Raw genomic sequence first — 12,525 nt, 5'->3', positions numbered from 1 at the left:
CCGCCGGCTGCCGTGCGGCAGGCGCCTCCCCATCGCCCTTCGCGCACGGCAGTCACGTGATCGGCGCTGGTCTGCGGCTACCATGCGGGATGGGCCTGCGCCCGGCCGACCTCTGGAGCGGCCACGGACGGCCCGCTCCCATCGCTTCCCCCCTATTTCCGCATGCCCGCCTTTTCCTTTGAGGCCCTCGACGCGCAGGGCCAGTCCCGCAAGGGCACGATCGAGGCCGACACTGCCAAGGCCGCCCGCAGCCTGCTCCGCGCCCAGGCCCTGGTGCCGCTCGCCGTCGAGGCCCTGTCCGGCGCGTCCGGCGAAGGTGCGCCCACGCTGGGCCGCACGCTGTTCACGCGGCCGGTGTTCAACGCCGCCGGCCTGGCGATCTGGACGCGCCAGCTGGCCGGGCTCGTCGCCTCCGGCCTGCCGCTGGAACGCGCGCTGACGGCCCTGGCCGAAGAGGCCGACGACGACCGCACCCGCCATCTGGTGGCGGCCCTGCGGGCCGAGGTGAACGCAGGCTCCACCTTCGCACGCGCTCTCTCGGCGCACCCGCGCGAGTTCTCGGCCATCTACTGCGCCGTGGTGGGCGCGGGCGAACACAGCGGCAGCCTGGGCCTGGTGCTGGAGAGCCTGGCCGACGACCTGGAAGAACGCCAGACCCTGCGCGCCAAACTCATCGGCGCCGCGCTGTACCCGGCCATCGTGACGCTGGTGGCCATCGTGATCGTGCTCTTCCTGGTCGGCTACGTCGTGCCGCAGGTGGCGAGCGTGTTCGCGGGTACCAAGCGTGCCCTGCCCTTCCTCACCGTGGCCATGCTGGCGATCAGTGATGCCGTGCGCCACTACGGCTGGGCCATGCTGGCCGCCGTGGTGGTGCTGGCCCTGGGCGGGCGTGCCGCGCTGCAGCGGCCGCGCTTTCGCGAGGCGTTCGATGGCTGGTGGTTGGGCCTGCCGCTGGTGGGCCGCCTGGCCCGCGGCTACAACGCGGCCCGCTTCGCCGGCACGCTGGCCATGCTGGCCGGCGCGGGCGTTCCCATCCTGCGGGCGCTGCAGGCCGCTGCGGAAACCCTCAACAACCAGGCCATGCGCGCCGATGCCATGGACGCGCTGGTGCTGGTGCGCGAAGGGGCCCCGCTGGCCTCGGCCCTGGCGCAGAAGAAACGCTTTCCCGGACTGGTGTCGATGTTCGCTCGGCTGGGCGAGCAGACCGGCCAATTGCCCGTGATGCTGCAGCGCGCCGCCACCCAGCTGTCCACCGAAGTGCAGCGCCGCGCGTTGCAGCTCGCCACCATCCTGGAGCCGCTGCTGATCGTGGCCATGGGCCTGGTCGTGATGCTGATCGTGCTGGCCGTGCTGATGCCCATCATCCAGCTCAACCAGTTCGTCAAGTGAGTCCATCCCGAGAGAGCGAGTCCCCACCATGGCCCAGTCCCTGAGCGACAAGCTCGTCGTCGCCATCTCCTCGCGGGCGCTGTTCGACTTCGAGGAAGAGAATCGCCTGTTCGAAACCGGCGACGAAGAGGCCTACATGCGCCGCCAGCTGGAGTTCGTGCACCAGCCGGCGCGCCCCGGCATCGCCTTTCCACTGGTACGCAAGCTGCTGGCGTTCAACACCGAACAGACGCAGCGGGTCGAGGTGGTCATGCTCTCGCGCAACGACCCGGCCAGCGGCATGCGGGTGTTCGCCTCCGCCAAGGCGGCGGGCATGCGCATCGAGCGCGGCGTCTTCACGCGCGGACGGGACCCTTTTTCCTACCTGCGTCCGCTGGGCGCGCACCTGTTCCTGTCGGCCAACGAGGCCGACGTGCGCCAGGCGCTGTCCATCGGTTTTCCCGCCGCGCGCGTGATGACCGACTCCACGCCGGCGGGCGACCGCTACCCGCAGGAAGTGCGCATCGCCTTCGACGGCGACGCCGTGCTGTTCTCCGACGAGGCCGAACGCATCTACCAGCAAGGCGGCCTGCCGGCCTTCCAGCTGCACGAGGTGTCCAAGGCCGCCACTCCGCTGGCCAGCGGGCCCTTCCGCCCGCTGCTGGCAGCGCTGCACCAGCTGCAGCAGCAGGCCGATGCCTCACAGACCATGCGCATCCGCACCGCCCTGGTCACGGCCCGCAGCGCGCCGGCGCACGAACGCGCGGTGCGCACCCTGCTGGACTGGGGCGTGACGGTGGATGAGGCCATGTTCCTGGGTGGGCTGGAAAAGGGCCCCTTCCTGCGCGAGTTCGAGCCCGATTTCTTCTTCGACGACCAGACGAGCCACGTGACCTCTGCCGCGCGCCACGTGCCCGCCGGACATGTGAGCAGCGGTATCAGCAACCTCCCGGCCTGAGCGTCTGCGCCCCCACGCCTGCGCGGGGCCGACGCAAAGTTGTGCAAAGCGCCGAACGCCGGGCCGTGGGCCTGCTCTATCCAGAAGCACTCCGGCCTGCAGCCAGGCCGGCCAGCCAGCCATCGCTTCAAAGGAGTCCGAACCCTTGCCCCACCGCATGACCGCCGCCCGCCTGCCCTTCACGCCCGCCGCCCCCTGGATGGTGGCCGCAGCGCTCTCGCTGCCCCTGCTGGCGTCCCTGCCGGCGTATGCCCAGCCGGCCACCGAGGCCGCGCCGCCCACCCCAGCGGCCAGCCAGCCCATGAGCAAGGGCGAGGCCAAGGCCATCCGTGAGTTCAACATGCTGGACATGAATGGCGACGGCAAGCTCAGCCGCAAGGAAGTGGCGATCATTCCCCGCCTGGCGGCCGCCTTCGACGAGGCCGACACCAACCACGACAACTACGTCACGTTGGACGAGGTGCGCGCCTTCGCCGTGAAATACCGCGCGGAGCGGGACCGTGCGCGGGCGGCGCAGCAGCCGCAAGGGCCGGACGCCCCGGCGTCCGCACCGGCACCGGTACCGGCCAGGCCCTGAACACCGGCACTTTTGAATGAAAAGTGCCTCCTGCGCCCGTCCATCAAGCGCAGGCAGCTATCCATTAAATAGCAATCAAAGACCGCCGGTCCGCTTGATCTTCGGGTCGGAATAGGTGAGCGACTGCTTGTCGTTGACCTGCTGGGCCAGGCGTTCCTGCAGCGTGGTCTTGTTGATTTCCTGGGCCATCTCCACCGCACTGCCACTGGCCCGCCACATCGACTGGATGAACTCCAGCAGCTGCTTGTAGATCGGCTCCTTCGGCGGCTCCTCGGGCTCTTCGACGGTGTCCTTCTTCTTGACTTCCGTCCAGTCGCGGTTGGCCGCATCGGGTGCGGACGGCTTGTCCGGCTCCCGGACGGTGGCCCCCTCGCCCAGCCGGTCGGTGGACTCGACGGGGTTGGCGGGCTGGACGGGCCGCACGGGCACCGCCCCGGACGCCCCGGTGGAATACAAATCGGCGCCCTGAGGACGCCAGGTTGGCGAGCGATCGACAGGTGGCATTTGCATGGCCGTGGTCCCTTGTGTGGCGGACGCGCAAATGGAATTACCGCATCCTCGTACGTCTATAACGACAAACAAAAGGGGAAATTTAGGCCTGTTTGGCCCTTTGTCACAATTTCACGACCAAAAAAACGGGCGCTCACCCGCCAGACCAAACATCAAAACGACATCAAACGCCCGCCACCATTGAACAGAATGCTATAGAAAACGCTCCAGCAGCTTGCGAGAGGGGCGGTCCAGCACTGTTACATCTTGGATGCGGAAATGCACGCCATCGCTGGCCGCGATCAGCAGCGCGGTGCGCGAACCCAGCCGGCGGATGTCTTCCTCGGCCTTGAGGACCAGCCGGGCCGGGCCGCGATCGGTCTCCACCTCCCAGGTGCTGGGGGTCGAGAAACTGGAGACGCGCAGGATGCGCTCGATGGAGGGCACGAACTCCCGGGCCGCGAGCTCTTCCTCCACCAGCGCGCGGGTGGGGGCGTCCAGCGCGTCCAGCCGGTCGATCCAAGCCAGTTCGTGGCCGTTCTGGCCCACCAGCGACAGCCCTTCGCCGGGCGCCGCCAGAGGAAAGGCGCGCACCGGGGTCACGCCGGCATGCTCGGTGCCGCCCGGAAAGGTCACCACCAGGCGACCGTGCGCGTTGCGGTGCAGCCGGAAGCCGTCTGCCGGGGCATCGGCGGTGGTCACGGAAGAAGAAGGTGCGGTGGCAGCGAGGGGTGCATTCATGTCATCGGCTCCGCTGAAATCAGATCTGGCCCGCCGGGTGGGCGGAGTGCAGCAGCGCGCTGTCCAGCAACACGCCGGCGGCCTGGGCGTCTTCCTCGGCCCGGCGCGCCTGGGCTTCGTACAGGCGCCAGTAGGCGCCCTGCTTCTCCATCAGGGCATCGTGCGGGCCGACCTCGACGATCTCGCCGCGGTCCATCACCACCAGCCGGTCGGCCTTGCGCAGGGTGGACAGGCGGTGGGCGATGGCGATGGTCGTGCGGCCCTGCACCAGGTTGTCGAGCGCCTTCTGGATTTCCTTCTCGGTCTCGGTGTCCACGGCGGAAGTGGCTTCGTCCAGGATCAGGATGCGCGGGTCGATCAGCAGCGCGCGGGCGATGCTGATGCGCTGGCGCTCCCCGCCGGACAGGCCCTGCCCACGTTCGCCCACCAGGGAGTCGTAGCCGTGCGGCAGGCGCAGGATGAACTCGTGAGCATGGGCGGCGCGTGCGGCGGCGATGATTTCCTGGCGCGTGGCATCCGGCTTGCCGTAGGCGATGTTCTCGGCGATCGTGCCGAAGAACAGGAAGGGCTCCTGGAGCACCAGGCCGATATGCCGGCGGTAGTCGGAGACGGCGAAGCGCCGCACATCCACGCCGTCGACCTGGATGGAGCCCTCGCTCACGTCGTAGAAGCGGCTGATCAGGTTGACCAGCGTGCTCTTGCCCGAGCCGCTGTGGCCCACCAGGCCGATCATCTCGCCCGGCCGGATCTGCAGGCTCAGGCTCTTGATGACCGAGCGGCTGCCGTACCGGAAGTGCACGTTGTCCAGCGTGATGCGGCCTTCCACGCGCGGCAGGCGCACTGGATGAACCGGGTCGGGCACGTTGCTCACGTGGTCGAGGATGTCGAAGATGCGCTTGGCGCCCGCCGCCGCCTTCTGCGTGACGGACACGATGCGGCTCATCGAGTCGAGCCGGCTGTAGAAACGGCCGATGTAGGCGATGAAGGCCGTGAGGATACCGACGGTGATCTGCCCGCCGGCTACCAGCCAGATGCCGAAGCCCCAGACGACCAGGAGACCGATCTCGGTCAGCAGCGTTACCGTGGGCGTGAACAGCGACCAGGTCTTGTTGACCTTGTCGTTGGCCTGCAGGTTGGTGAGGTTGGCGTCGGCGAAGCGGTCGGCCTCGCGCTTTTCCTGGGCGAAGGCCTTGACCACGCGGATGCCCGGGATGGTGTCGGCCAGCACGTTGGTCACCTCGGACCAGACGCGGTCGATCTTCTCGAAGCCGGTGCGCAGGCGGTCGCGCACCAGGTGGATCATCCAGGCGATGAAGGGCAGCGGCACCAGCGTCACCAGGGCCAGCCAGGGGTTGATGGAGAACAGGATGACGGAGGTCATCGCGATCATCAGCACGTCGGTGGCGAAGTCGAGCGCGTTGAGCGACAGGAACAGGTTGATGCGGTCGGTCTCGGCCCCGATGCGGGCCATCAGGTCGCCCGTGCGCTTGCTGCCGTAGTAGTCGAGCGACAGGGTCAGCAGGTGGTTGTAGGTGGTGGTGCGCAGGTCGGAGCCGATGCGCTCGGACACCTTGGCCAGCACGAAGGTGCGCGCCCAGCCCAGTGCCCAGGCCACCAGGGCCGCCAGCAGCAGGCCGCCGAGGTAGTACGCCACCAGGCTGACATCGATCTGCTGCCCGTTCTGGAAGGGGATCAGGATCTTGTCGACGATGGGAATCGTAAGGTAGGGCGCCACCAGCGTGGCGCCGGTGGATGCCAGCGTGAGCAGAAAGCCCAGCAGCAGCTGGTGCCGGTAGGGACGGGCAAAGCGCCACAGCCGCAGCAGCACCCAGGTGGACGTCTGGGGTGCCTGCTGGCGGGCGCAGGCGGGGCACTCTTCCGCGTCGGGCGGAAGCACCGCGCCGCAGGCCTCGCAGTGCGCGGCGTCGTCCGGCGCCTCCGCCAGGGGCTGACCGGCGGGGGCCTCCAGCCGCACCATCTGCTGCTCGAACTTCTGCTGCAGCAGCACGGCTTGCGGGTGCAGGCCCAGCGTGAAGCGCCACAGCGCCAGCCGCTGGGTGGCATCGTGCAGCTCCAGCGTGCCCACGCCGCCATGCTCGATCAGCCGAACCGACAGGCCCGGCACCAGCGCCCATTCGCGCACGGTGCCGTCGGGCTCCCGGGCCAGCAGCCGCCGCGCGGTGAGCAGCAGCAGGCCCGGCGCGAAGCGCAGCGTGGCGCTCAGGTCAACCTCGAGTGCGGCCAGCACGTTTTCTGTGGGCGCGAGCCTGGCTCGCAGTTCGGCCCCAACGGGGCCCGTCAAGACACCCGAGGCGTCCGCAGGATGGTGATGTTGCATGTTGGTGGGTACTTACGCTCGGCCGATTCAGGCGTGGGGCCTGCGTGCTGGAAGGCATTCTCTCCGATGCCCTTGGGGCGGCGGCGTGATCGGCTTGTAACGCGCTGGCGCCCCGCCGCGCTGACAGGGGGCGCCTGCCCCTAGACTACAGCGCACAATCGCACCAGGTTTCCTCCGCACTCCCGGCTCCCCGCGGGCCGCAGATTCCAGATTCCTTTACGCTGCACTCCATGGCGACTTTCAATGACATCCAACTGCTGCGCATCAACTACCTGCGCGGCCCCAGCGTCTGGACCTACCGTCCCATCCTCGAGGTCTGGCTGGACCTGGGCGAGCTGGAGGACTGGCCGTCGAACAAGATTCCCGGCCTCAACGAACGCCTGACCGCCTGGCTGCCGGCGCTGATCGAGCACCACTGCGGCGTGGGCGAACGCGGCGGCTTCATCCAGCGGCTGGAAGGCGGCACCTGGATGGGCCACGTGCTGGAGCACGTCGTCATCGAGCTGCTCAACCTGGCGGGCATGCCGGCCGAGTTCGGCCAGACGCGCGAGATCTCGCAGCGCGGCGTGTACCGCATGGTGTTCCGCTGCCCCGAGGAAGACGTGGCGCGCACGGCGCTCACGTGGGGCCACCGCCTGCTGATGGCGGCCATCAACGACCAGCCGTTCGATCTCAAGCCCGCCATCCAGGCCATCAAGACCAGCATCAACGACCGCTACCTGGGCCCCAGCACGGGCTGCATCGTCGATGCGGCAGGCGAGCGGCGCATTCCGCACATCCGCCTGAACGACGGCAACCTGGTCCAGCTGGGCTACGGCGCCGCGCAGCGCCGCATCTGGACCGCGGAGAGCGACCAGACCAGCGCCATCGCCGAAGGCATCGCGCAGGACAAGGACTTCACCAAGCGCCTGCTCGCCGCCTGCGGCGTACCGGTGCCCGAAGGCCGCGTGGTGGCCAACGCCGACGAGGCGTGGGATGTGGCGCAGGACATCGGCGCGCCCGTCACAGTCAAGCCGTCGGACGGCAACCATGCGCGCGGCGTGACGCTCGAACTCACGGGCGAGGCCGAGATCAAGGCCGCCTTCGCGCTGGCCGAGCCCGAGGGCTCCGAAGTGATCGTCGAGAAGTTCATCGACGGCGTGGAGCACCGCCTGCTGGTGGTGGGCGGCAAGGTGGTGGCCGCGACCAAGGGCGAGACGGTGAGCGTGCACGGCAACGGCCAGGCCACCTTGCGCGAACTGGTGGACGTGCTCAACCAGGACCCGCGCCGCGGCCCTGAACAGGAATATCCGCTGGACTGGATCAAGCTGGACTCCGGCGCCGTGCAGCTGGAGCTCAAGCGCCAGCAGGTCACGCCCGACAGCGTGATCCCGCAGGGCCAGAGCATCCTGCTGCAGCGCAACGGCAACATGGCCATCGACTGCACCGAGGACGTGCACCCCGACGTGGCCTACCACGCCCAGCTGGCCGCCAAGATCGTGGGCCTGGACATCGCCGGCATGGACATGATCCTGCAGGACGTGTCGCGCCCCATGAAGGAACAGGGCGGCGCCATTCTGGAAGTGAACGCCGGCCCCGGTCTGCTGATGCACCTCAAGCCCACCAGCGGCACGCCCCGCCCCGTGGGCATGGCCATCGTGGACCACCTCTTCCCGCGCACCGACGACGGCACCGCCGCCGGGCGCATTCCGCTGGTGGGCATCGCCGGCACGCAGGGCAATGCGTTCATCGCGCGCCTGGTCGGCTGGCTGCTGCAGCTGTCGGGCAAGCTTACCGGCGTGGCCAGCAGCGAGGGCATGTTCCTCGCCAACCGCCACACGCAGAAGACCGACGCCGCCAACTGGGCCGGCGCCCACCGCCTGCTGACCAACCGCCTGGCCGAGGCCGCCGTGGTGCAGACCACGGCCCGCTCCATCCTGGAGGAAGGCCTGGCCTACGACCGCTGCCTGGTGGGCGTGGTCACCGACATGGACGGCTGGGAAGGCCTGGCTGACCATGACGTGCGCGAGCCCGCCCAGATGACCCGCGTGCTGCGCACGCAGATCGACCTGGTGCTGGACGATGGCGCCGGCGTGCTGAATGCCGACAACGAACAGGTGGCCGATCTGGCCCGCCTGTGCGACGGCGAGGTGCTGCTGTACTCGCTCGTGGCCGACAACGCCGCCGTCGCCGCGCACCGCGCCGAAGGCGATGGCCGCGCCGTCTTCGTGCAGGACGGCCACGTGGTGCTGGCCACCGGCGCCAAGGAGCGCGTCCTGGGCAGCCTGGCTGCGCTCAGCCTGCCCGGCGGCACGCAGCCCGATACGGCCGCGCTGCTGGCGGCCATCGCCACGGCCTGGGCCATGGACATCACGCCCGACCTGATCGCCGCCGGCATCAAGACCTTCGAGTACCCCCGCTGATTCGCTATTGATTCAATAGCTACACGCCGAATACCCGACTGCGCCAACGCCCCATTTCGCCCAAAGAGCACCTCCATGCAGATCTCCCGCATCCGCCTGCTGCGCGGCCCCAACATCTGGACCCGCAGCACCGCCGTCGAAGCCATCGTCCACTGCGAGCCTGCCGAGCGTGACATCACGCAGCTGGCCGGCCTGGAAGACCGCGTACGCGCGCGCTTCCCGCGCATCGGCACGCTGCGGCCCGAGGGCGCCGACGTGCCCGTGTCGCTGGCCGAAGTGGTCGAGGCCGCCGCGCACTCGCTGCAGGCCCTGGCCGGCTGCCCGGTCACCTTCAGCCGCACGCAGGCCACGGTGGAAGAAGGCACCTACCAGGTCGTCGTCGAATACACCGAAGAGGCCGTGGGTCGTCTGGCCATGGAGCAGGCCGACCTGCTGGTGCAGGCCGCGCTGGCGGACACGCCCTTCGATGCCGACGCCGTGATCCACCAGCTGCGCGAGCTGGACGAGGACGAGCGCATCGGCCCGTCCACCGGCTCCATCGTCGATGCGGCCGTGGCGCGCGGCATTCCTTTCCGCCGCCTCACCAGCGGCTCGCTGGTGCAGCTGGGCTGGGGCTCCAAGGCCCGCCGCATCCAGGCCGCCGAGCTGGACATGACCAGCGCCGTGGCCGAATCCATTGCGCAGGACAAGGATCTGACCAAGCGCCTGCTGCATGCCGCCGGCGTGCCCGTGCCGCTGGGCCGCCCCGCCACCGATGTGGAAGACGCCTGGAAGATCGCCGAAGAGGTCGGCCTGCCCGTGGTGGTCAAGCCCCAGGACGGCAACCAGGGCAAGGGCGTGACGGTGAACATCACGACGCGCGAGCAGCTCGAGGCGGCCTACGCCACCTCGCAGAAGTACAGCGACGAGGTGCTGGTCGAGCGCTTCCTGCCGGGGCACGACTTCCGCCTGCTGGTGGTGGGCAACCAGCTCGTGGCCGCTGCGCGCCGCGAGCCGCCCCAGGTGCTGGGCGACGGGCAGCACACCATCCGCGAGCTGGTGGAGATCGTCAACCAGGACCCGCGCCGCGGCACCGGCCACGGCACGGCCCTGACCAAGGTGCGGCTGGACGACATCGCCATCGCCCGCATCGCCGGCGAAGGCCTCACGCCCGACTCTGTGCCCGCCCAGGGCCAGCGCGTGGTGCTGCGCAACAACGCCAACCTGTCCACCGGCGGCAGCGCCACCGACGTGACGGACGACGTGCACCCCGAAGTGGCTGCCCGCGCCATCGAGGCCGCGCAGACCATCGGCCTGCACATCTGCGGCGTGGACGTGGTCTGCGAGACCATGCTGCGCCCGCTGGAAGAGCAGAACGGCGGCATCGTCGAGGTGAACGCCGCGCCCGGCCTGCGCATGCACCTGGCGCCCTCGTTCGGCCGCCCGCGCAACGTGGGCGTGCCCATGATCGACGCCCTCATCCCGCCCGGCGAGAACGGCCGCGTGCCCCTGGTGGCCGTCACCGGCACCAACGGCAAGACCACCACCACGCGCCTGATCGCGCACCTGTTCACCGCGCACGGCTGGCGCACCGCCATGACCAACACCGACGGCGTGTACGTGAACGGCCGCCAGATCGACAGCGGCGACTGCTCGGGCCCCAAGAGCGCCCGCAATGCGCTGGCCCACCCCGAGACCGATGCCGCCGTGCTGGAGTGCGCGCGCGGCGGGCTGCTGCGCGAAGGCCTCGGCTTCGACCGCTGCCAGGTGGCCGTGGTCACCAACGTGGGCGAGGGCGACCACCTCGGCCTGAACTTCATCCACACCGTGCAGGACGTGGCCGTGCTCAAGCGCGTGATCGTGCAGAACGTGGCGCCGGACGGCTACGCCGTGCTCAACGCCGCCGACCCGCACGTGGCCGCCATGGCGCCCAGCAGCCCCGGCAAGGTGATCTTCTTCGCCCTGGACCGCCACCATCCGGTCATGGCCACGCACCGCGCCCAGGGCCAGCGCGTGGTGTACGTGGACGGCGACCACATCGTGGCGGCCGAGGACTCGTGGCGCGAGCAGATCGCCCTGCGCGACATTCCGCTCACCCGGGGCGGCACCATCGGCTTCCAGGTCGAGAACGCCATGGCCTCCATCGCCGCGGCCTGGGGCGTGGGCCTGCCGTGGGACACCATCCGCCGTGGCCTGGCCGGCTTCGTGAACGACAGCGACAACGCCCCCGGCCGCTTCAACGTGATGGAGATCCGCGGCGCCACGGTGATCGCCGACTACGGCCACAACCCGGACGCCATGCGCGCCCTGGTGCAGGCCGTGGGCGCCATGCCCGGCAACCGCCGCAGCGTGGTCATCAGCGGTGCCGGCGACCGGCGCGACGAGGACATCCGCGACCAGACGGTGATCCTCGGCTCCGCCTTCGACGACGTGATCCTGTACCAGGACGCCGCCCAGCGCGGCCGCGCCGATGGCGAAGTCATCGCCCTGCTGCGCGAGGGCCTGAAGGGCGCCCAGCGCACCACGCACGTGCAGGAGATCACCGGCGAGTTCGTGGCGATCGACACGGCGCTGGCGCGGCTCGCCCCCGGCGACCTGTGCCTGGTGCTGATCGACCAGGTCGAGGAGGCGCTGGAACACCTGCGCCGCCACCAGGCCGGCGAGATCGGCGGCTGACCCCGCTCGCGGCGGGCGCCCCCCCGCTATCGAAACAAGAGCTGCCTGCGCTGATGGCAAGCCCACTTCAGGACATGAAGACCTGAAAGGCGCTTGCCATCAGCGCAGGCAGCTTTGTTTTTCATAGCAACCGGTGTGCGAACGACGGCTGCGGACGACGCAGCCGCCCGCCTCTGGGGCGGCTGATCGCCTTCACCGCTCCATCGCCTCTCAGCCGGCCGGCTCGCTGCCCTGAACGCCCCCACCAGCGCCGCCGCGCGGCCCATCCGCGCGGCCCGCAGTGAACCGACCGGGCCGCGCCTGCGTACTGGCTCAGAATCGCCCCAGTCCCGTTCCGACTCCGCCCCTTCCCCTTCTTCCCTCTTCCAGGATCCGCCGATGCGCCTCACTTCCCTTTCCGCACCCTTCGCTCCTGGCGCGCTGCGCCGGCTCGCCGCCGCAGCCATCGGCCTGGCCGCGCTGGCGGGCGGCGCCCAGGCCGCCGACACCGTGGGCACGGTGGACACCGCCTTCAAGCTGATCGGGCGCGACCACGACATCATCGTGGAGGCCTACGACGACCCCGCCGTGCAGGGCGTCACCTGCTATGTCTCGCGCGCCCGCGTCGGCGGCATCAAGGGCTCGCTGGGCCTGGCGGAAGACAAGGCCGAGGCGTCGATCGCTTGCCGCCAGGTGGGGCCGATCAGCTTTCCCAACGCGCCCGTCAAGGCGCAGGAGGAGGTCTTCAGCGAGCGCATGTCGCTGCTGTTCAAGCGCCTGCGCATCGTGCGCATGGTGGACGCGCCACGCAACACGCTGGTCTACCTGACGTATTCGGACAAGCTCATCGACGGCTCGCCGCAGAACAGCGTGACGGCCGTGCCGGTGGATCGCGCCACACCGATTCCTGTGAAGAAGTAAGCCCTCGGACGCTGAGAGCAGCGCTATCAGATCAGGAGCTGCATGCGCTTATCAGCTCTTGATTTCAAATTCTTTATGCCTGGGAAGCCATACACAT

9 protein-coding genes are annotated in these 12,525 nt (G+C 69.4%); 6 read left to right on the top strand and 3 right to left on the bottom strand.

Annotation, left to right across the window (positions count from 1 at the left end; translation table 11 throughout):
- Positions 1–162 precede the first annotated feature (162 nt).
- From gspF to QE399_RS10290, 3 genes are all read left to right on the top strand, one after another.
- Complete coding sequence (gspF, locus tag QE399_RS10300; protein ID WP_309828497.1) at positions 163–1,389, top strand: type II secretion system inner membrane protein GspF; 1,227 nt, start codon at positions 163–165, stop codon at positions 1,387–1,389.
- A 28-nt stretch (positions 1,390–1,417) separates the two neighbouring features.
- The gene (locus QE399_RS10295) at positions 1,418–2,326 is read left to right on the top strand and encodes a 5'-nucleotidase (protein WP_309828496.1); all 909 of its coding nucleotides are present in this window, start codon (positions 1,418–1,420) and stop codon (positions 2,324–2,326) included.
- A gap of 157 nt (positions 2,327–2,483) precedes the next feature.
- Positions 2,484–2,903, top strand: coding sequence for an EF-hand domain-containing protein (locus tag QE399_RS10290; protein WP_309828495.1), 420 nt, complete (start codon positions 2,484–2,486; stop codon positions 2,901–2,903).
- Positions 2,904–2,978: 75 nt separating this feature from the next.
- Here QE399_RS10290 and QE399_RS10285 read toward each other — a convergent pair whose 3' ends face one another.
- The 3 genes from QE399_RS10285 to QE399_RS10275 form a co-directional block, all read right to left on the bottom strand.
- Complete coding sequence (locus QE399_RS10285) at positions 2,979–3,413, bottom strand: hypothetical protein (RefSeq protein ID WP_309828494.1); 435 nt, start codon at positions 3,411–3,413, stop codon at positions 2,979–2,981.
- Positions 3,414–3,605: 192 nt separating this feature from the next.
- The gene (locus QE399_RS10280; RefSeq protein WP_309828492.1) at positions 3,606–4,133 is read right to left on the bottom strand and encodes a cyanophycin metabolism-associated DUF1854 family protein; all 528 of its coding nucleotides are present in this window, start codon (positions 4,131–4,133) and stop codon (positions 3,606–3,608) included.
- Between the two features lie 19 nt (positions 4,134–4,152).
- Positions 4,153–6,471, bottom strand: a complete 2,319-nt coding sequence (locus tag QE399_RS10275; protein ID WP_309828491.1) for a cyanophycin metabolism-associated ABC transporter — start codon at positions 6,469–6,471, stop codon at positions 4,153–4,155.
- A 230-nt stretch (positions 6,472–6,701) separates the two neighbouring features.
- On the opposite strand from QE399_RS10275, the gene QE399_RS10270 reads away from it, so the two are divergent.
- The 3 genes from QE399_RS10270 to QE399_RS10260 all read left to right on the top strand — a co-directional run bounded on the left by QE399_RS10270 (position 6,702) and on the right by QE399_RS10260 (position 12,428).
- The gene (locus QE399_RS10270; RefSeq protein ID WP_309828490.1) at positions 6,702–8,873 is read left to right on the top strand and encodes a cyanophycin synthetase; all 2,172 of its coding nucleotides are present in this window, start codon (positions 6,702–6,704) and stop codon (positions 8,871–8,873) included.
- A gap of 75 nt (positions 8,874–8,948) precedes the next feature.
- Complete coding sequence (gene cphA, locus QE399_RS10265) at positions 8,949–11,528, top strand: cyanophycin synthetase (protein ID WP_309828488.1); 2,580 nt, start codon at positions 8,949–8,951, stop codon at positions 11,526–11,528.
- A gap of 378 nt (positions 11,529–11,906) precedes the next feature.
- On the top strand, positions 11,907–12,428 hold the full coding sequence (locus QE399_RS10260; RefSeq protein WP_309828486.1) for a CreA family protein: 522 nt from the start codon (positions 11,907–11,909) through the stop codon (positions 12,426–12,428).
- Positions 12,429–12,525 lie beyond the last annotated feature (97 nt).

Origin of the sequence: Paracidovorax wautersii, assembly GCF_031453675.1 — a bacterium.
Lineage (GTDB): Bacteria > Pseudomonadota > Gammaproteobacteria > Burkholderiales > Burkholderiaceae_C > Paracidovorax.
Note: the sequence above shows the minus strand (reverse complement) of the source record. Positions and strands in the feature narration are given on the sequence as shown.

Bases quoted from the DNA above. Each gene is read 5' to 3' on its own strand.
- QE399_RS10275 (WP_309828491.1), bottom strand. From the start codon at position 6,471: ATGCAACATCACCATCCTGCGGACGCCTCGGGTGTCTTGACGGGCCCC.
- gspF (WP_309828497.1), top strand. From the start codon at position 163: ATGCCCGCCTTTTCCTTTGAGGCCCTCGACGCGCAGGGCCAGTCCCGC.
- QE399_RS10270 (WP_309828490.1), top strand. From the start codon at position 6,702: ATGGCGACTTTCAATGACATCCAACTGCTGCGCATCAACTACCTGCGC.
- QE399_RS10260 (WP_309828486.1), top strand. From the start codon at position 11,907: ATGCGCCTCACTTCCCTTTCCGCACCCTTCGCTCCTGGCGCGCTGCGC.
- QE399_RS10295 (WP_309828496.1), top strand. From the start codon at position 1,418: ATGGCCCAGTCCCTGAGCGACAAGCTCGTCGTCGCCATCTCCTCGCGG.
- QE399_RS10290 (WP_309828495.1), top strand. From the start codon at position 2,484: ATGACCGCCGCCCGCCTGCCCTTCACGCCCGCCGCCCCCTGGATGGTG.
- cphA (WP_309828488.1), top strand. From the start codon at position 8,949: ATGCAGATCTCCCGCATCCGCCTGCTGCGCGGCCCCAACATCTGGACC.
- QE399_RS10285 (WP_309828494.1), bottom strand. From the start codon at position 3,413: ATGCAAATGCCACCTGTCGATCGCTCGCCAACCTGGCGTCCTCAGGGC.
- QE399_RS10280 (WP_309828492.1), bottom strand. From the start codon at position 4,133: ATGAATGCACCCCTCGCTGCCACCGCACCTTCTTCTTCCGTGACCACC.